Below are 16,395 nucleotides of genomic sequence, written 5' to 3' on the forward strand. Positions count from 1 at the left end.
GCAATGGCGTATGCGACGACAGCCGAGAGTTCATTTCCGCAAGCCGCGCCCGGCGTGCTGGCACTGCAGCGCGCGATGGTGTGGCTGGCGGGCGCCTCCGGCGCGATCGTCTTCATCGAGCCGAGCCCCTACGAATTGGTCACGCTGACGGCGGTCATCATCTTCTTCGCCACCGGCCTGCGAATGCGGCTTGCCATCATGCCGCTGCTCATGATGCTCGTCCTGCTCAATGTCGGCTACAGCATCGGCGCCATCCCGATCCTCGACAGGCCGGAGATCGCGACCTGGATCGCGACATCCTGGTACATGGCGGTCACCGTGGTGTTCTTCGCCATGGTTACTTCCGAAGATACCGAGGCGCGGCTCGACATGCTCCGGCGGGGCCTGATCGTCGGCGGGATGATCGCATCGCTCGCGGCGATCGGCGGCTATTTCCACCTCGTGCCCGGCGGCTACGATCTCCTGACCCTGTATGAGCGCGCGCGCGGCACCTTCAAGGACCCGAACGTGCTCGGCGCCTTCCTGATCCTGCCGGCGCTGTTCTCATTGCAAAGCGTCGTCTCCGCCCCTCGCGCCAAGGCTTTCCGCAACACCATCGCCTTCGGCATCATGTCGCTCGCGATCCTGCTCGCGTTCTCGCGCGCGGCCTGGGGCGGCCTCGTCATCACCGCGGCCTTCATGCTGGCGTCGATGGTCTTGACCAGCCGCTCGCAGACGGAACGCTCGCGCATCATCGTGATGGCGCTCGTGGCCATCGTCCTCGCGGTCGCGCTGGTCGCGATCCTGTTGTCGTTCGACTCGACCGCGCAGATGTTCAAGCAGCGCGCGAGCTTCGACCAGAGCTATGACGAAGGACGCTTCGGCCGGTTCGGGCGCCACATCCTTGGTGCCGAGATGGCGCTCGATCTGCCCTTCGGCATCGGGCCGCTGCAGTTCCGCAACTACTTCCCCGAAGACACCCACAATTCCTACCTGAACGCGTTCATGTCAGGCGGCTGGATCTCCGGCCTCGTCTATCCAGCGCTGGTCTTCGTTACCGTGATGACGGGCTTCCGCTATGTCTTCCTGCCCGTACCCTGGCAGCGGACTTATCTGGCGATCTTCTCGGCTTTCCTCGGTACCGTCGGCGAAAGCTTCATCATCGACACCGACCACTGGCGGCACTTCTGGATGATGCTCGGGGCGATGTGGGGCATGTATATCGCTGCGGCGCACTACCGTCCCGCTGTCGAGCCGGCACTCACCGCCGAGGCGGACGCCCGCGCTTCTTAGCCGGCTTCTCCTCGGGCGTATCGAGCAGCCCCTTGAGCTTCTCGGTCGCTTCCAGCACGGACTTGTAGCCCTCGTTGGCGAAGCGCAGCAGCAATTGCAGGTCGGCTTCCGAATAGGTGCTCCAGAGCCGGTGCATCGCCTCCTGCATCGGCACGTAGTAGCGCCCAATCCTTGCAGCGTTCTCGGGCACAGTCACGATATAGACCTTGCGGCGGTCGGTCTCATCACGCTCACGGCGCACGAAGCCGGCCTTCTCCAGGCGGTCGACCACGCCGGTGATGGCGCCGGTGGTGAGCCCGGTGACCTCTGCAAGCCGGCCCGCCGTTACGCGGCCTTCGAGATTGAGGAAGTCGAGGCATTCGAGGTCGGAACCGGAAATTCTCGCCACATTGGCAACGGCTTGCCCGTACAGCACGCCCTGTGCGGAAGACCGGCGCATTGCTTTCTCCAGTTCCTGCATCAACGCCGTCCGCGGCTTCAACCTTGACAAGGCTTCTCCCATCTCTTAGTAAACATATATCTTATAAACTAAGACAATTAATTACTCACATTTCCTAACGCACGCAACCGAACGGAGCAAGCCATGCCGCGCCGTCCCCGCAAGGCCCTGATCATTGGCGGCGGCATCGCCGGCCCCGTCGCTGCGATCTTCCTCAAGCGTGCCGGCTATGACGTCGAAGTCTACGAGGGCTGGCCACATTCGAGCGGCATTGGCGGCGGCCTGCAGATCGCGCCGAACGGCATGCAGGTGATGGCCGAACTCGGCCTCGCCGACGAACTGATCCGTCAGGGCTCGATCGCCGAATCCTTCGATTTTTATTCGCAATCGGGCCGGAAGCTCGGCTCGATCAACCGCGACATGGAGAAGCGCTTCGGGCAGCCGGCGGTGAATCTGCGTCGCGCCACACTGCAGGCGATCCTCTTCAACAAGGCCTGGTGCTCGAATGCCGAGCTCTATTTCGAGAAGCGCCTGGTCAAGATCATCGACCGCCCCGACCAGCCGATCGTCGCCTATTTCGCCGACGGCACGACCGCCGAAGGCGATTTCCTGATCGGCGCCGACGGCGTGCACTCGAAGGTGCGGCGCCATGTGGTGCCGGACGGACCCAAACCCTTCGACACTGGGCTGATCGGCTTCGGCGGCTTCGTGCCCCGGTCTGTGCTCGAAGGCAGATCGATCGGCGGGCGCGTCGAGACCACGTTCGGCCAAAGCGGCTTCTTCGGTTACGGCTTCTGCAGCGCCGATCCCGCCGACGGCGTGATGTGGTGGAGCACGCAGCCCTCGCACGGTGTGGACGCCGCAACGTTCCGCGCCATGGATCAGGCGGCGTTGAAGCAGCATTTAAGCGACTTCCATCAAGGGTGGCACGATCCGATCCCGCGCATCATTGAGGCTGCCGAGAACATCGTGGTGACCGACACGCTCGATGTCGCAAGCTTGCCAACCTGGTCGCGCAAGCGCTCGCTCCTCATCGGCGACGCCGCTCATGCCACCAGCCCGCATGCCGGCCAGGGTGCTTCGCTGGCGCTGGAAGACGCGATGCGGCTCGGCAAGCTCATGCTGGCCGGACAGGAACTCGGCCTCACCTTCCAGAATTTCGAGCACGAGCGCCGCCCGCGCGCGGAAAAAATCGTCGCGATCGCCCGCCGCAACGGCAACAGCAAGCGCGAATTCAGCGCCGCGGGCGCATGGGTTCGTGATCAAGTGCTCAGCCTGCTGCTGCCGGTGACCTCGCGATGCATGGATTTCATGTACGTCTATGATCCGCGGGCGGCGTAGCTCGTAGGGTGTGGGCAAAGCGAAGGGTGCCACCTTTCTTGCACCGATCGTGGATGGTGGGCACGCTTCGCTTTGCCCACCCTACTCTACTTCTCCACCGCGAACGTCAGGCCGGCGTGATCGACCAGTCGCTTGATGAGTTTGTCCTTCATCGCAGCGCCCGGCGTCCAGATCCCGGCGGGAACGTCCGGCGCATCGCGCAGCAGACAGATCGCGCATTCCGAGATCATCTTCGCTGTCGATCCATAGCCGGGATCGCGGTCGCCCTTCACCGACGCGCGCGCCTGGCGTCCGTCAGGCGCAATCGCGACGTAGAGGAGATCGTAGCCGCCGTTCTCGCGTTCTTCCTTCGAAGGCCCCTCGCCCGGCTTCGGCGCATTCGGACCGGTCTTCTCGGCGTTCGCGGCCATCACCAGCTTGGCGTTGGCTTCGCCTTTCTCACCGGCACCGGTCAGCACCATCTCGTCGTAGATGAATTCCTTGCCGTAGGGGAAACCCATCAGCATGTTCGAGCGATGGACGTTGCGCGTGTTGATCAGCGCCATCATGAACGGCGCCGCCCATGACTGCAGGTCTTCCTCGTAGGCCGGCCTGTTGCCTTGCGGTTGTTTGGGGCCTTTGAATCCGGGCGTCAGCGCAAAGGGATCCTTCAGAATGGCCACGAGGCTGAGATCCTTGGCAACAGCATCGAAGGTCGCCTTGGCGCTTGCCGCGGTGCCGCCCGAGAGCGTGCCGCTAAGGTCGCGCACGCGGCCCTTGACGCGCGATGCCGGCGTGCCGAACACGCGTTTCGCCTCCTCCTGTACGAACAACGCGCCGAGCTCGAACGGCACGGAATCGAAGCCGCAGGAAAACACGATGCGCGCACCGCTCGCCTTCGCCGCAGCCTCGTACTTGTCGATGATCTGCCGCATCCAGATCGGCTCACCGCAGAGATCGAAATAATCGACACCCGCCTCCACGCAAGCTGCGACTAGGTCGTTGCCATAGAGCTGATACGGGCCGACCGTGCTGATCACGGATTTGGCCTGACCAACCATGGCTTTCAGCGACGCGACGTCGCTTGAATCGGCGACGATCAGCGGCGTGTCCGCAGGCGCGCCAATGGCGTCGCGCACCGCAGCGAGCTTGTCCTTGCTGCGCCCGGACATCGCCCATTTCAGGCTGTCGCCCTTGTAATGCTCAGCGAGATATTCGGCGACGAGCTGGCCGGTGAAGCCGGTTGCGCCATAAACGACAATGTCGAACTTCGACGACATAGGATGACTTTCCCTGAAACGAACGATTGCCCCTTCTTGTCATTGCGAGCCAAGCGAAGCAATCCATTTCACCGCTTGTGGAGACATGGATTGCTTCGTCGCTGGCGTTCCTCGCAATGACGGCAGGAGTTCCTATTTCTTCGCATACGACACGCCCATGCCGGCACGTACGTCGGCCTGGATGCCGTAGGGCGCGATCGGATAGCGCAGGCCGTTCTTGGCGAGCTGTTTCATGCCGGCAATCGCCTTGGCGAGATCGGCCGGCGGCAGCGCCATCAGCATCTCCTCATCAGGCACGCCGCCATAGCGCCGCTCGGCAAAGCAAGGCAGCGACAGCGACGGCTCGCGTGTCTTCAGCGCCCGCCCCCAGGAATCCGCACAGGCGGTTTCGCCAACCACGCCCCATTCGAACTTCTTGTAGCCAGTATATTGCAGGCCGTTGATCAGAATGATCATCTGCCCCGGCGTCGCATAAACGAGGCAGATGTGAGGCGGATTGAGCCGGCCGCTCGCGAGCGGGCTTGCCACGAACGCCTTGTACTGGCCATAGGGCACCACATCCAGCGCCTCCTGGCGCCTGCGCGCATCTTCCGCCGTGCCGTGCCAGACGCCGACATAGGATTCGCCCGCCAGCCATTTCTCGTCCTGGGGCGCCAGCCCGATCACGGCGCGGCATTGCGCACCGACAAGATCGTCGGCAGTGACGCCGACCGTCCAGCCGAGCCGCGAGGCCATGCTCACGATCTGGTCCGTGGTGTGGACCGCGGTCGGGCGCCGGATCTTCGGGATCGCCATCATGTCCTCGACCCGCTCGAACAGCTTCAGGCCGATCACGGTCGTCTTCAGCCTGAGCAGGCTGTTGAGATCGGCCACCATCGTGGCCGGATCGAACTGTTCGGGCGGTGTCTGCTGTTGCATGGCGTAAGCTCCCGGCTTGTTTTGCCCGATCTTAGCCCGATCGACAGCCGGTTGCGACCCACGTTCCAGGGCGTCACGACGGCGGATAGACCAGTGATGCGCCGTCCTCGCGCGCCGCGGCGGTCATTCTGGCAATTTCAGCGCGCGCCGGTCCCATCAAGTGGAAGACATCTCGTCCATGGTGGAGAAGGTAATCGGCAACGAACCGTCGATGGCAACGCCACCAGACGGCTTCCGAACACATGATCGCGCACCTCCGCTCCAAGCTCAATTGCTCCAGTTGCGATAACCCCTTGCGAAACTCGTCAGAGAGCGCGTAGTCCGCATAGTTGTGGAAGCTCTGGTTGATCCAGAAGCCATTGACTCCGGGCGGCACCGTTTTCGATTTTGATCGCCGGCCGCCGAGTTCCTCGATCCAGATATATCCGATCTGCCAAGCCGAGAGCGCCTCAGGCAGCTTGTCGAGATTGAACTGGGGATTGGTTCGTGACCGCGGGAAGCTACGGATGTCCACGACCATCCCGACTGAGCCGACTTTCAAGAGCTCGACGAATTCGACGATGCTGCGCGTCGCGTGACCGACCGTGTAGATGGGATTGACTTCGACCGGCATCATGCAAATGGAGATCGCTCGGCGTTGCTTCACACGATGAAGATAGACCGTTAAAATGCGTTTGGTAGTGGCCTGCACTGTTCGCTAAACAAGGAGGCTGCGGATGGCTGAGCGATTCAAGGTCGGCGATAGAGTCCGGTGGAACTCGGAAGCTGGGCATGTCAGCGGCACGATCATCCGAGTTCACGTCAAGGATTTCAACTACAAGGGCCATACGCATCACGCGAGCCCGGAATCACCGCAGTACGAAATCAAGAGCAGCAAAACAGACCATATTGCCGCTCACAAGGGTGAGGCACTTACCAAGCTGCCTGAGTAAGAGGCTTAACCTTGATCATGTCTCCCGGACTTACGAGTGATGCCCTAGTTGGTCGATGGCCCCGGCAGCAACGCGTCGGTTCGGCCAACGGCGCGATAAGCGATCAGGCCCATCCACTCGCGCACCGCAAGATCGGTCCGCGACAATCCATCGAGTGCGGTGTTGGTGAACCAGAAGACGTCGTTGCCTGTCCCGACCCGCCAGTCGACAGGATAAGGCTCAACCGGAAATCCCACCTTCCGGAACAGCCCAACCGATCGCGGCATGTGAAATGCTGAAGTGACCAGTAGCCAGCGCTCGCCCGGTTTCGGCGCCACCAGCGCCTTGGAGAATTCGGCGTTCTCCCACGTGTTGCGCGATTGCCGTTCCATGGTTAGCCGCGCTTTCGCGATGCCGAGGCCTTCGAATATCTCCGCCACGTAATCAGCTTCCTTGGCGTCATTGGAAATCAGGTTGGCGTTGCCGCCGGAAAACACGACTCGGGCATTCGGATATTTTCGCGCGAGCGCGGTCGCGGCGATGATGCGATCGGCCGCGTTACGCACGATCGGCGTATTATGTGACGCCGAAACGTCGGAATCGACCGGACCGCCAAGCACGATGATGCCATCGGGCGCGCCCTCCGCGGGATTCCACGGCGGAAAGCGCGCCTCGAGCGGATAGAGCAACAGGTTTCCAAGCGGCGAGAACCCGGCCACGACAAGCAGCACCATCACCGCGACCAAAAGCTTGCGGCCAAGCGCGGCAAACCGCGTCGCGAGCAGGATGGCCCCGAGCACGCCGATCCCAATCAGGAAATTGCCCGGCAGCAGCATGACGCCGAGCGTCTTCGACAGCACAAAAAACACCCGCGGTGGCCTCCGATCCGATCAACGGACAGCGCCATACCACAAACGGACCAGCATTCCATCTCGCGTGGATACGCATGGTGCTGATCCGCTTCATGGCCGCGGCATCGGCCCATACGATAATTTCCGCCGGAAGTGATCCGGCAACGATTGATCTGACTGCAAAAGCCCATTCTAAATGCAATGCGCGTCACACGTTACATGCTCGCCCGAGAAATCCCATGACACACCATCATCTCCCTGCGAGCCCCGAGACCTGCCACTGGGGCTTCTTCGAAGCAAAACTCAAGCCGGTGCTCGCGATCAAGAGCGGCGACGAGGTCACCATCGACACCGTCAGCGGCGGCCCCGACGTGGTGCCCGACCGGACCAAATTCCACATTCCGCCGGAGCTTGCGGACATCCATGCGAGGTCCGAGCGGATGCTGCCGGGCCACATCCTCACCGGGCCGATCGCGCTCGAGGGTGCCGAGCCCGGCGATGTGCTGGAGGTCGATATCCTTGACGTCGGGCTGCGGCAGGATTGGGGCTACAACCTGATCAAACCTCTCTCCGGCACCCTGCCCGATGATTTCCACGAGCCGCGCATCCTCAACATCCCGCTTGACCGCGAGCGCATGGTCGGCCGCCTGCCCTGGGGATTGGAGCTGCCGCTGAAACCGTTCTTCGGCGTGATGGGCGTGGCGCCACCGCCGGCCTGGGGCCGCATCACCTCGCTGATCCCGCGCGCGATGGGCGGCAATCTCGACAACAAGGAGCTCGGACCGGGCGCCAAGCTCTATTTGCCGGTGTTCGTGCCCGGCGCGCTGTTCTCGTGCGGCGACGGCCATGGTGTACAGGGCGACGGCGAGGTCTGCGTCACCGCGATCGAGACCGCGCTGCAGGGCCGCTTCAAATTGACGCTGCGCAAAGACCTGCGGCTCAACTATCCCCGCGCCGAGACCGCCGATCACTACATGACGATGGCGATGGACCCGGACCTCGACCAATGCGTGGTGCGCGCGCTGCGCGACATGATCGCGCTGCTCGGAGAGAAGCGGAATCTGTCGCGCGAGGATGCGTACACGCTGTGCAGCCTCGCCGCCGATCTGCGGGTAACGCAGACCGTCAACGGTGCCAAAGGTATCCACTGCATGATCGCAAAGGCGATCGCGCACGGTTGACCTGCCGCGGTCATTCCGGGGCGCACGAAAATGCGAGCCCGGAATCGCCGGCGTGCTCTGTTTCGTGACCGCGAGATTTCCGGGTTCGATGCTAGGTTTCGCCCGGGAATGACCGATTGCCGCACTTGTGCTTCGCAAGCAGCGCTCGATACAATCGACCCGATACAATCAAATAACGAAAACAAAAACGACAGGGAGACACATGCTGAAAGAGAGGCTATCGCCGGCCGAAGAGGCCGCCCGCGAACAGGAAATGCGGCAGGAGCTTGCCGCCTGCCCGCGCATCCTCGATCTGATCGCCCGTGGCCCGCTCGGCGATCCCAATGCGGAGTGCGTCATCTATCTGCGCTCGCCGCTCGATCCCAATCCGGTCACCCTCTCGAACGATCAGCTCATGGGCTCGGTCAAGGCGGCGGAAAACTTCTTCCGTCGTGAGGGTATCGGCAAGGAGAATGCGGTCGCGATCCTGCTGCCGAGTTGCCCGGCCGCGATCGCCGCGATCTGGGGCGCGGCGGCCTGCGGCATCGCCGAGCCGCTCAATTTGCTGTTCACACGCGAGGCCATCATCGCCCAGCTCAATGCCATCAAGGCAAAACTGCTGCTGGCGCCGCCACCGGGCATGCCGGGCGGGCTCTACGAGAAGATCGAGGGCCTGCAGGGCGACGTGCCGTCGCTGAAGCGCATCGTGATCGCGCCGCTCGACGGCACCATCTCGTTCGATGGTGAGGTGCTCAAGCCCGATCCGACGTGGCGTGACGATTACGGCCAGTCGAAGGATTTTTCCGAAGCCGACCGCGTTGCCGTGATGCTGCCGACCGGCGGCACCACCGGTCATCCCAAGGTGGCTCGGCTCACCAACCGCGCGATGGTTGCTTCCACGGTCTCGTCGCGCATGGCGCTCGACTTCCGAAAGGGCGAGCGCTGCACGGTCACGCTGCCGCTGTTCCATGTCGGCGGCCTGTTCTGCACGGTCGCCAACAGCCTGTCGGCCGGCGCGACCATGTTCATCCCCGGCCCCGCCGGCGCGCGCGATCCGGCGCTGATCACGAATTTCTGGAAGATCGTCGAGAAGTACCGCGTCAACGTCAACGGCAATGTCCCGACCGCGCTTGGCGCCATCGCAGGCGTCCCGGTCGGCGACGCCGACATCTCGTCCCTGCGGGTGACCGCCACCGGCGCCTCGATCTGCCCGCTGGAGATCGAGCGCCGCTATCTTGCGGCTTGGGGCGGCCCCTGCATCCAGCAGCTCTACGGCATGACCGAGCTTGCCGGCGCCATCACCCATGACGTCCACGGCATCAAGCCGCGGCCCGAAGCCGTCGGCACCCGCAATCCGCTGGTCGAGCTTGCGATCCTCGCGGGCGGCAAGCTGCACACCGGGCCGTGGCCTTCGCCGGTCGGCGAACTCTTGACCCGCGGGCCGCAGGTGTTCGCGGGCTATGTCGACAAGAAGCAGACCGAAGACGCTTTCCACGATGGCTGGCTGCGCACCGGAGACATCTGTCGGATCGACGCCGACGGCTTCGTCTACATCATGGGCCGCGCGAAGGACGTGATCATCCGCGGCGGCCACAACATCGATCCGCGCTCGATCGAGGACGCGGCACTGCAGTTTCCGGGCGTCGCGCTCGCCGCGGCGGTCGGCCGCCCCGACGCTTACGCGGGCGAGGTGCCGATGCTGTTCGTGTCGACCCAGCCCGGCGTCCAGGTCGATCCGCTGGCGCTTGCCGCGTTCGTCCAGGAGAACATCCCCGAGCCGCCGGCGCGGCCGCGCGCGGTCTCGGTGATCTCGGAAATGCCGGTGACGCCGGTCGGCAAAATCTTCAAGCCGAAGCTGCGCGAGATCGCCGCCGGAGACGCCGCGCGCGAATTGCTTGCCGCGGAAGGCCTCGCCAAGGAGGTGAACGTGGAAGCGATCACCGATCCGTCGCGCGGGCTTTATCTGCGCGTCAGCGCCGCGCCCGACAAGGCGGAGACGGCCGGCCGGTTGCTGCAGAAATTTCCGGTGAAGGTCGAGGTCGAGGCGTCCTAGAGCATGATCCGGAAAAGTGGAAACCGGTTTTCCGAAAAGGTCATGCTCAAACAAAGAGAGGAGATCATGATCCGATTCCGTCTAATCGGATCATGATCTACGCCTCATAGCTTCGATCGCAGCATCAGCCTGGCCACGAACATGACGCTGGTCTTTCCGACCAGCGCCGTTCCACTGACCTGCGCGGTGTCAGCCGAATAGAGACCGGTGAAACCGCAGGTCACATCGCGCCCGCCGAACAACGGCAGCACGCCGGCGGACTTGGTGTGCTCGCTGGTGGTGAGCTCGCCGCGCCATTTGCCGTGATCGGCGCTGTAGGAGCCCGAGTAGTAGAAATACGAATCTCCGCCCGCGATCCTGCCGTCGTGCAGCACGATGACGCCGTTGGCGCGGCCCTGCCCGCCCTCGGTCATCTCGATCTGAATGGTGTAGAGCCCGTTCGTTACTGTCATTGCGCCCGAATTTCCGACCGCATCATCGTCGGCCTGGGTGACAGGAAGCAATCCCATAAATCGTGAAATCCTCGCGCGTTTCGCCGCGCCCTCGCCGCCTGGCTCTGGGCGCTGTACACGGGGCGCGCGCGTTATCCCCAGACCACGATGAAATTTTCTCATTATTTTACAATAGGATAGCGCGCGAAAAGCGAATCAGTTTGACTGACCGGTGTAAAACTAAATAGAGTCTGAATAGATACTTTTCTGTACAGGCGTAAAAGGCTAGCGTTTTGCCATGGCCACGGAGAAAGCCGAGACCGATCGCATTCCCGTCACTTTGGCGCTCTCGACCATCGCTTACATGGAGAAGCTGGTGAGACAGGGTACCCATGGCACCAGCGTCCCCGGCGTCGCCCGGACCTTGATCGAGGAAGGCATCCGCCTCGCTATCAAGGATGGGCTGTTGTCGATCCGCGACAACGGCAAGCCGTGAAGTGAGGCGTCAGACGGTCCGGCTGAAGGGTGGTCAAGCCAACCCGGAAACTTTCCGGCAACCTGGGACCATCGCCATGACCGCCATCCTATCGATCTGGACCCCCGAACGCGTCGAACAGCTCAAGCGCTGCTTCGATGCCGGACTGACCTGCCGCGAGATCGCCGTCGACATCGGCGTCAGCCGCAACGCGGTGATCGGCAAGCTCTCCCGTCTCAATCTGACACGGGAGCCGCGCGACGACGACGCCACACGACCGGCGCGGAAAGCCTCGCCCCGTGCGCCGCGCGCGAGGACAGTGCGGCATCAGATCCGGATGCTGCAGGCCGAATACGGCGAGGCGCCGCCGGAAGAGCCGATCGCGAACGGCCACTGCTGTTCGCTGCTCGAACTGGACGAGCAGCGCTGCCGCTGGCCGGTCGAGACGCCTGATGCCAGCGATTTCCGCTTCTGCGGCAACCGGCCGGTCGACGGCCTGCCCTATTGCGCCGGCCACGCCCGGCTCGCCTACCAGCCCAGCCCTCGTGCACGAGTTGCGCGCGGCTAACCCAGCCGCCAGCCAACGTCCGCCTTGATGCGCTCTAGGAATTCCGGCGTGTAGGCCTGTTCCGGCGTCTGGCGCACGCGCTCGTCCAGCACATGGGCGTCCTCGCCGACCAGGATGCGCCAGCGATCGGCCTTGACGCCGTCGAGGATGATTTTGGCCGCGGCGGCCGCCGTGGTCGGCGCATCATCATGAAAGGTCCGCGCGCGATCGAGCGCGGCCTGCTGGATCTCCTGGTCCGACATCGCATCGACATCGATCCCTGCGCCCTTCATCCGCTGGCGCGCCTGCAGGATTTCCTGCTCGGTGAGCTGGTCGGATTCCGTGCCGATCTGCACCTTGCGTGAGTTGGAGACGATCGAGGTGCCGATATGGCCGGGCATCACCACCGAGCACTTGATATGCGGCGCATTCAGCCTGAGGTCGTTCATCAGCGCCTCGGAGAATCCCTTCACCGCGAATTTCGCAGCGCTGTAGGCAGTGTGCGCCACGCCCATGCCGACGCTCGCCCAGAACCCGTTGACGCTGGAGGTGTTGACGATATGCCCCTCGTCCGCCTTCACCAGGAGCGGCAGGAAGGTGCGGACACCGAGATAGACGCCGCCCCAGCAGATGTTGAAGGTGCGCTCCCACTGCTCGCGCGTATTGGTGAACAGGCTGCCACCGCCGCCGATGCCGGCATTATTGAACAGCAAGTGGATCTTGTCGGTCGCCTGCTGCTCGATCACCTCGTCGCGAAAGCGCTTGAGATGATCCTCGATCGAGACGTCGGCAATATGGGTGGTGACGCGCAATCCCTGCGGCAGCTTCTCGGTTTCGCAGAGCCGCTTCGTCTCCGCCATCGCCTCCGCTGAGACGTCGCACATCGCGACATTGCAGCCCTCCGCCACGAGCTGACGCGCGAGCTCGCGTCCCATGCCCGTGCCGCCGCCCGTGATCACAGCAATCTTCCCTGCAAATTCCTTCATTGGAGACGCTTCCCTGCTTCTTGTTGTTGGTTGATGCGTCCCATTCCACAAGGCGGGAAATCGACGCCCAGCGTTTGTTGTGCCGGTGACAGCGAGACTAGCGAATGTCGAAGCCGCGATCCAGTTGCGGCGCGTTCAGCTAGCCGCTACATCGCCTCGCGATCAGCCTCAGCCACGGCCCCGAGTGGAACGCGCTCATCAGCACGTACATCGGGACCATTCCCGCGAACGGCGACGTGACTTGCGAGCAGAGCATATCGGGCGCGCCGCCGACGACGGCGGTGAGCAACGCCATGACCGCGAAGGTCGGCGCGGCCGCAAGCGATAGCCAATCGGCTGCCGACATCTTCGTTGTGACGCTCGAACGTTGCAACGGCGAAACCTCGTTCGCCGCCTCAATGTCGAGCTTTGGGCAATCTGCCGTCATCGTCGTTCCCTGTTCTCGATATCGCTCGTCGCGGGGCCGGGGCCGACCGTCAGCACCGTGACGACGGCCTCCACCCACTCCACCGTGGCGGTGAGGAATGTTGGGGAAAGGATCGTCCAGTCGACCATGAGCCGATCTCCTCGCTGCGTACTGGTCTGTAACGGTGAGGTAGACTAGGACCGGGCGCTGAAGGGGTGAGAGTGACAAGTGTGACGGGATTGCCATGGACTCGCTGATCACGGCCGCCGCGCGCGCACTCGCGATGGGCGATCCACTCGGCGCATTGAACCGCGTGGCGCTGCGCGAGGACGCGCCGGCGCTGGCACTGCGCGGGATCGCGATGGCGCAGCTCGGCGATTTCGTCCGCGCCAAGGCTCTGCTGCGCAGCGCCGCGCGCGCCTTCGGCCCGAAGGAGGCGATCGCGCGCGCCAGATGCGTCGTCGCGGAGGCCGAAATCGCGCTCGCCTCCCGCGACCTCGGATTCCCCGCCAAGGCGCTCGACGCCGCGCGCGCGACGCTCGAAGCGCACAGCGATTTCGTCAACGCCGCGCATGCGCGCTATCTCGAGATCCGCCGCCTGCTCCTGATCGGACGCCTCGATGACGCCGAGCGCAGGCTCGCCGATCTTGATCCAGCGCCCTTCCCGCCGACCTCAAGGGCCGCGCACGAATTGGTCGTTGCCGGCATCGCGATGCGCCGCCTCCGCACCAAGCCGGCTCGCGCCGCACTCGCGCGGGCCGAGGCCGCAGCGCGGCAGGCACGGATTCCTGCGCTGACGGCAGAGGTCGAAAGCGCGGCCCTTCTGCTCGGCACACCCGCGGCGCGCCTCGTTGCACGCGGCGAGGAGCGCCCGCTCCTGCTCGATGAGGTCGAGGCGTTGCTGGCGTCGAAGTCGCTGGTCGTGGATGCGTGCCGTTATGTCGTGCGCGAGAGGGACATGACGGTTTCGCTTGCCACACGTCCGGTTCTGTTCGCGCTCGCCCGCGCTCTGGCCGAAGCCTGGCCCAGCGACGTGACCAGGGAGATGCTGATTGCACAGGCATTCCGCGGTAAGCATGCCGATGAATCGCATCGCGCGCGGCTGCGGGTCGAGATCGGGCGGCTTCGCAGCATGCTGCGCACGCTCGCCGACGTCAGCGCGACCAAGCAAGGGTTCGCACTCGTGCCGCACCAGGCACGCGACATCGTTGTGCTGGCGCGCCCGGTCGAAGAGGAGCATGCGGAGGTGCTCGCCTTTCTGGCCGACGGCGAGTCATGGTCGAGCTCGGCGCTGGCGCTGGCGCTCGGCGCCAGCCAGCGCACCGTGCAGCGGGCGCTCGACGCGCTTGCGGCCAGAGACAAGGTGCAGTCGTTCGGCCGCGGGCGCGCACGCCGCTGGGTGACCCCGCCTTTGCCGGGTTTCGCGACGACCTTGTTACTCACCGCGCCAGTGCCGAATGGCTAGGGTGCCTCCAGTTTCGAACAGCGAGGAGGAAGCATGATCACGTCAGCAGCCGAAATCATCCGCGAATACGGGCCCTTCCCGGGCGTCGACAGCGTCCATGGGCTGACCTACGACGGCAAGCTCGTCTGGTTCGCGTCCGGCGACCGGATCAGCGCCATGGACCCGGCGAGCGGGGACACGGTGCGCTCGATCGATGTGCCCGCGCATGCCGGAACGGCGTTCGATGGCCAGCATCTGTTTCAGATCGCCGAGGACCGCATCCAGAAGATCGATCCGAAAAGCGGCCGCGTGCTCGCGACGATCCCCTCGCCCGGCGGCGGCGGCGATTCAGGCCTGGCCTGGGCCGAGGGCACGCTCTGGGTCGGACAGTACCGGGAGCGCAAGATCCACCAGATCGATCCCAAAACCGGAGCGATCCTCCGTACCATCCAGTCCAACCGCTTCGTCACCGGCGTCACCTGGATCGACGGCGAGCTCTGGCACGGCACCTGGGAAGGCGACGAAGGCGATCTGACCAGAATTGATCCCAAGACGGGCGAGGCCCTGGAGCGCCTGGCGCTGCCGCCCGGCGTCAGCGTGTCGGGGCTCGAGTCCGACGGACGCGATCAGTTCTTCTGCGGCGGCGGCACCAGCGGCAAGGTCCGTGCGGTGCGCAAGCCCAAGCGAAGCGCACGATAGCGCGTTTTAGAGCGAAGCATTCCCTCGGACTTGATCCGAAGGTGGACACCGATTGGAACGCGGCGCACCTGCGCCGCGTTTTGCGTTTTGAACCTTGAGCCGTCTGCGCCGACCTACGTCCGGGGAGGCAATGGATTGGAGGCCATCATGACCGATTGGCACGATACCATGGTCGATCAGCCCGAGGCTGGCAGCGGGGCCTACGTCACCGGCTGGACCATCAGCGGTCTCGCCGTACTCGGCACCATCGTCGCCGTTTGGGTGCTTGGCATCTAGGCCGCACCTGATAAGTCCGGCCTACAGGGTGTCCGGCGTCTTCAGCTCGTGCTGGATCTGCTCTTCCTTCAGCTGGCGCTCCGCTTCGTGCCAGAAGCGCTCTTCTTCATTTTCGGGGCTTCCCGCGGCTTCCCACAATCGATAGGCGCGCGCTCGGATTGCCTGATCGTCTATCTTCATTGGCCCAGCTCCTTCCGGACCGTGGCAGCGCTGTTGCCAACCTTGTCGACAGCCTTCTGGAGCTGCTCTCTCGTTACCCCGAGTTCTCTGGTCCAGTACTTGACCTCGAAGTTCTCGTGCATGTTGATCTTCGAGCGGTCGCGTTGATCCCTCTTGGTCAGATTATCCATGGCGGTTCCTCTTCTTGCGGATAGAACGCCAGAACACATTGCAGGTTCCCGGCAGGCAGATGGCCCTGTTCGCCAGCATCAACGGACGCTGCTCTCCGCACATGATCGGCACCTCAATGGCACCAGGAGGATTACTGCTGACGTACGTGAGCAGCTCGAGCTGTCAACAAGCGAACATCTCGATAGGCTGGAATTGAAACCGTGGCTGAACCCGGCAAGCAACTTCGCGCGGAGCGCCCAAGCGGTAAAAATATACGGGGAACATTACCTATGTTAAATCATTTATTTATTTAATGATGTATTTAATTTTGGCATTTAATATCTAGTCAGCTTTTGGAGAAGTCCAATGAAGATCGGGTTCGGCATTGCCGCCGCGATTTTGGCCCTCGCTCTGACGACCGTCATCCCGCCTGTGCAGGCCTGCAATGGCGGGGGGAACTGCGAGGACGCGCCCGGTCAGAACAAGCCGGGTCACTACAGCGGAGCCCCCGGGCCGATCGCCGGCGCAGGCCTTCCGATCCTCGCCGTTGGCTACGGTGTCTATTGGCTGATCAGGCGCCGCCGTCGGCAGGACTGA

General features: G+C 63.6%; 22 protein-coding genes. 11 read left to right on the plus strand and 11 right to left on the minus strand.

Features of this window, described 5'->3' with window-relative positions; genetic code table 11:
* Positions 1 to 3: 3 nt before the first annotated feature.
* A complete protein-coding gene (locus tag YY7_RS0108400) occupies positions 4 to 1,272 on the plus strand; it encodes an O-antigen ligase family protein (RefSeq protein ID WP_028162857.1) in 1,269 nt (422 codons plus the stop codon).
* On the opposite strand, the gene YY7_RS0108405 is transcribed toward YY7_RS0108400, so the two are convergent.
* Complete coding sequence (locus tag YY7_RS0108405) at positions 1,241 to 1,711, minus strand: MarR family winged helix-turn-helix transcriptional regulator (protein ID WP_051396600.1); 471 nt, start codon at positions 1,709 to 1,711, stop codon at positions 1,241 to 1,243. The two genes, YY7_RS0108400 and YY7_RS0108405, sit on opposite strands and share 32 nt — an antisense overlap.
* Before the next feature lie 144 nt (positions 1,712 to 1,855).
* Here YY7_RS0108405 and YY7_RS0108410 point away from each other — a divergent pair, with 144 nt between their 5' ends.
* Positions 1,856 to 3,052, plus strand: coding sequence for an FAD-dependent oxidoreductase (locus tag YY7_RS0108410; RefSeq protein ID WP_028162859.1), 1,197 nt, complete (start codon positions 1,856 to 1,858; stop codon positions 3,050 to 3,052).
* Between the two features lie 86 nt (positions 3,053 to 3,138).
* Here YY7_RS0108410 and YY7_RS0108415 read toward each other — a convergent pair whose 3' ends face one another.
* From YY7_RS0108415 to YY7_RS0108425, 3 genes are all read right to left on the minus strand, one after another.
* Complete coding sequence (locus YY7_RS0108415; protein WP_035689555.1) at positions 3,139 to 4,311, minus strand: saccharopine dehydrogenase family protein; 1,173 nt, start codon at positions 4,309 to 4,311, stop codon at positions 3,139 to 3,141.
* Between the two features lie 132 nt (positions 4,312 to 4,443).
* A complete protein-coding gene (locus YY7_RS0108420) occupies positions 4,444 to 5,229 on the minus strand; it encodes a DUF169 domain-containing protein (protein ID WP_028162861.1) in 786 nt (261 codons plus the stop codon).
* 73 nt (positions 5,230 to 5,302) lie between these two features.
* Positions 5,303 to 5,845, minus strand: coding sequence for a DUF488 family protein (locus tag YY7_RS0108425; protein ID WP_035689557.1), 543 nt, complete (start codon positions 5,843 to 5,845; stop codon positions 5,303 to 5,305).
* 100 nt (positions 5,846 to 5,945) lie between these two features.
* Here YY7_RS0108425 and YY7_RS0108430 point away from each other — a divergent pair, with 100 nt between their 5' ends.
* Positions 5,946 to 6,161: a DUF2945 domain-containing protein gene (locus tag YY7_RS0108430; RefSeq protein WP_028162863.1), complete on the plus strand. Its 216-nt coding sequence runs from the start codon at positions 5,946 to 5,948 to the stop codon at positions 6,159 to 6,161.
* Positions 6,162 to 6,205: 44 nt separating this feature from the next.
* Here YY7_RS0108430 and YY7_RS0108435 read toward each other — a convergent pair whose 3' ends face one another.
* Positions 6,206 to 7,009, minus strand: coding sequence for a YdcF family protein (locus YY7_RS0108435; RefSeq protein ID WP_028162864.1), 804 nt, complete (start codon positions 7,007 to 7,009; stop codon positions 6,206 to 6,208).
* A 221-nt stretch (positions 7,010 to 7,230) separates the two neighbouring features.
* Between YY7_RS0108435 and YY7_RS0108440 the strand changes: the two genes are divergently transcribed.
* Entirely contained in the window at positions 7,231 to 8,172 is a 942-nt protein-coding gene (locus YY7_RS0108440) for an acetamidase/formamidase family protein (RefSeq protein WP_028162865.1), read from the plus strand.
* 202 nt (positions 8,173 to 8,374) lie between these two features.
* Entirely contained in the window at positions 8,375 to 10,204 is a 1,830-nt protein-coding gene (locus YY7_RS0108445; protein ID WP_028162866.1) for an AMP-binding protein, read from the plus strand.
* A 104-nt stretch (positions 10,205 to 10,308) separates the two neighbouring features.
* On the opposite strand, the gene YY7_RS0108450 is transcribed toward YY7_RS0108445, so the two are convergent.
* The gene (locus YY7_RS0108450) at positions 10,309 to 10,713 is read right to left on the minus strand and encodes a GrlR family regulatory protein (RefSeq protein WP_245287224.1); all 405 of its coding nucleotides are present in this window, start codon (positions 10,711 to 10,713) and stop codon (positions 10,309 to 10,311) included.
* Positions 10,714 to 10,933: 220 nt separating this feature from the next.
* On the opposite strand from YY7_RS0108450, the gene YY7_RS0108455 reads away from it, so the two are divergent.
* Both YY7_RS0108455 and YY7_RS0108460 read left to right on the plus strand, forming a co-directional pair.
* Complete coding sequence (locus tag YY7_RS0108455; protein WP_027580595.1) at positions 10,934 to 11,131, plus strand: hypothetical protein; 198 nt, start codon at positions 10,934 to 10,936, stop codon at positions 11,129 to 11,131.
* Positions 11,132 to 11,207: 76 nt separating this feature from the next.
* A complete protein-coding gene (locus YY7_RS0108460; RefSeq protein ID WP_028162868.1) occupies positions 11,208 to 11,678 on the plus strand; it encodes a GcrA family cell cycle regulator in 471 nt (156 codons plus the stop codon).
* Here YY7_RS0108460 and YY7_RS0108465 read toward each other — a convergent pair.
* The 3 genes from YY7_RS0108465 to YY7_RS64350 all read right to left on the minus strand — a co-directional run bounded on the left by YY7_RS0108465 (position 11,675) and on the right by YY7_RS64350 (position 13,198).
* A complete protein-coding gene (locus YY7_RS0108465) occupies positions 11,675 to 12,643 on the minus strand; it encodes an SDR family oxidoreductase (protein WP_028162869.1) in 969 nt (322 codons plus the stop codon). The genes YY7_RS0108460 and YY7_RS0108465 overlap by 4 nt on opposite strands.
* A gap of 139 nt (positions 12,644 to 12,782) precedes the next feature.
* Positions 12,783 to 13,070, minus strand: coding sequence for a hypothetical protein (locus YY7_RS51050; RefSeq protein WP_349642651.1), 288 nt, complete (start codon positions 13,068 to 13,070; stop codon positions 12,783 to 12,785).
* On the minus strand, positions 13,067 to 13,198 hold the full coding sequence (locus tag YY7_RS64350) for a hypothetical protein (RefSeq protein ID WP_283806994.1): 132 nt from the start codon (positions 13,196 to 13,198) through the stop codon (positions 13,067 to 13,069). Before YY7_RS64350 ends, YY7_RS51050 begins: the two co-directional genes overlap by 4 nt.
* Before the next feature lie 95 nt (positions 13,199 to 13,293).
* Between YY7_RS64350 and YY7_RS0108480 the strand changes: the two genes are divergently transcribed.
* The 3 genes from YY7_RS0108480 to YY7_RS64355 all read left to right on the plus strand — a co-directional run bounded on the left by YY7_RS0108480 (position 13,294) and on the right by YY7_RS64355 (position 15,468).
* Complete coding sequence (locus YY7_RS0108480) at positions 13,294 to 14,514, plus strand: hypothetical protein (RefSeq protein WP_028162870.1); 1,221 nt, start codon at positions 13,294 to 13,296, stop codon at positions 14,512 to 14,514.
* A 33-nt stretch (positions 14,515 to 14,547) separates the two neighbouring features.
* The gene (locus YY7_RS0108485; RefSeq protein ID WP_028162871.1) at positions 14,548 to 15,192 is read left to right on the plus strand and encodes a Vgb family protein; all 645 of its coding nucleotides are present in this window, start codon (positions 14,548 to 14,550) and stop codon (positions 15,190 to 15,192) included.
* Positions 15,193 to 15,339: 147 nt separating this feature from the next.
* Entirely contained in the window at positions 15,340 to 15,468 is a 129-nt protein-coding gene (locus YY7_RS64355; protein ID WP_283806995.1) for a hypothetical protein, read from the plus strand.
* 21 nt (positions 15,469 to 15,489) lie between these two features.
* Here the strand turns inward: YY7_RS64355 and YY7_RS57860 are convergent, their stop codons facing one another.
* Both YY7_RS57860 and YY7_RS57865 read right to left on the minus strand, forming a co-directional pair.
* Positions 15,490 to 15,648 carry a DUF2934 domain-containing protein gene (locus tag YY7_RS57860; protein ID WP_080663625.1) on the minus strand — a complete coding sequence of 53 codons (159 nt, stop codon included), beginning with the start codon at positions 15,646 to 15,648 and terminating at the stop codon, positions 15,490 to 15,492.
* Entirely contained in the window at positions 15,645 to 15,818 is a 174-nt protein-coding gene (locus tag YY7_RS57865) for a DUF3606 domain-containing protein (RefSeq protein WP_080663626.1), read from the minus strand. The genes YY7_RS57860 and YY7_RS57865 overlap by 4 nt, the downstream gene beginning before the upstream one ends.
* Before the next feature lie 346 nt (positions 15,819 to 16,164).
* Here YY7_RS57865 and YY7_RS0108505 point away from each other — a divergent pair, with 346 nt between their 5' ends.
* Positions 16,165 to 16,395 carry a hypothetical protein gene (locus tag YY7_RS0108505; RefSeq protein ID WP_028162872.1) on the plus strand — a complete coding sequence of 77 codons (231 nt, stop codon included), beginning with the start codon at positions 16,165 to 16,167 and terminating at the stop codon, positions 16,393 to 16,395.

This window comes from Bradyrhizobium elkanii WSM2783, from assembly GCF_000472865.1.
GTDB classification, from domain to species: Bacteria; Pseudomonadota; Alphaproteobacteria; order Rhizobiales; family Xanthobacteraceae; genus Bradyrhizobium; species Bradyrhizobium elkanii_A.

Bases quoted from the DNA above. Each gene is read 5' to 3' on its own strand.
- YY7_RS0108405 (WP_051396600.1), bottom strand. From the start codon at position 1,711: ATGCGCCGGTCTTCCGCACAGGGCGTGCTGTACGGGCAAGCCGTTGCC.
- YY7_RS0108415 (WP_035689555.1), bottom strand. From the start codon at position 4,311: ATGTCGTCGAAGTTCGACATTGTCGTTTATGGCGCAACCGGCTTCACC.
- YY7_RS0108440 (WP_028162865.1), top strand. From the start codon at position 7,231: ATGACACACCATCATCTCCCTGCGAGCCCCGAGACCTGCCACTGGGGC.
- YY7_RS0108460 (WP_028162868.1), top strand. From the start codon at position 11,208: ATGACCGCCATCCTATCGATCTGGACCCCCGAACGCGTCGAACAGCTC.
- YY7_RS57865 (WP_080663626.1), bottom strand. From the start codon at position 15,818: ATGGATAATCTGACCAAGAGGGATCAACGCGACCGCTCGAAGATCAAC.
- YY7_RS64355 (WP_283806995.1), top strand. From the start codon at position 15,340: ATGACCGATTGGCACGATACCATGGTCGATCAGCCCGAGGCTGGCAGC.
- YY7_RS0108420 (WP_028162861.1), bottom strand. From the start codon at position 5,229: ATGCAACAGCAGACACCGCCCGAACAGTTCGATCCGGCCACGATGGTG.
- YY7_RS64350 (WP_283806994.1), bottom strand. From the start codon at position 13,198: ATGGTCGACTGGACGATCCTTTCCCCAACATTCCTCACCGCCACGGTG.
- YY7_RS0108505 (WP_028162872.1), top strand. From the start codon at position 16,165: ATGAAGATCGGGTTCGGCATTGCCGCCGCGATTTTGGCCCTCGCTCTG.
- YY7_RS0108410 (WP_028162859.1), top strand. From the start codon at position 1,856: ATGCCGCGCCGTCCCCGCAAGGCCCTGATCATTGGCGGCGGCATCGCC.
- YY7_RS0108485 (WP_028162871.1), top strand. From the start codon at position 14,548: ATGATCACGTCAGCAGCCGAAATCATCCGCGAATACGGGCCCTTCCCG.
- YY7_RS0108430 (WP_028162863.1), top strand. From the start codon at position 5,946: ATGGCTGAGCGATTCAAGGTCGGCGATAGAGTCCGGTGGAACTCGGAA.
- YY7_RS0108465 (WP_028162869.1), bottom strand. From the start codon at position 12,643: ATGAAGGAATTTGCAGGGAAGATTGCTGTGATCACGGGCGGCGGCACG.
- YY7_RS0108480 (WP_028162870.1), top strand. From the start codon at position 13,294: ATGGACTCGCTGATCACGGCCGCCGCGCGCGCACTCGCGATGGGCGAT.
- YY7_RS0108445 (WP_028162866.1), top strand. From the start codon at position 8,375: ATGCTGAAAGAGAGGCTATCGCCGGCCGAAGAGGCCGCCCGCGAACAG.
- YY7_RS51050 (WP_349642651.1), bottom strand. From the start codon at position 13,070: ATGACGGCAGATTGCCCAAAGCTCGACATTGAGGCGGCGAACGAGGTT.
- YY7_RS0108450 (WP_245287224.1), bottom strand. From the start codon at position 10,713: ATGGGATTGCTTCCTGTCACCCAGGCCGACGATGATGCGGTCGGAAAT.
- YY7_RS0108455 (WP_027580595.1), top strand. From the start codon at position 10,934: ATGGCCACGGAGAAAGCCGAGACCGATCGCATTCCCGTCACTTTGGCG.
- YY7_RS0108400 (WP_028162857.1), top strand. From the start codon at position 4: ATGGCGTATGCGACGACAGCCGAGAGTTCATTTCCGCAAGCCGCGCCC.
- YY7_RS57860 (WP_080663625.1), bottom strand. From the start codon at position 15,648: ATGAAGATAGACGATCAGGCAATCCGAGCGCGCGCCTATCGATTGTGG.
- YY7_RS0108425 (WP_035689557.1), bottom strand. From the start codon at position 5,845: ATGATGCCGGTCGAAGTCAATCCCATCTACACGGTCGGTCACGCGACG.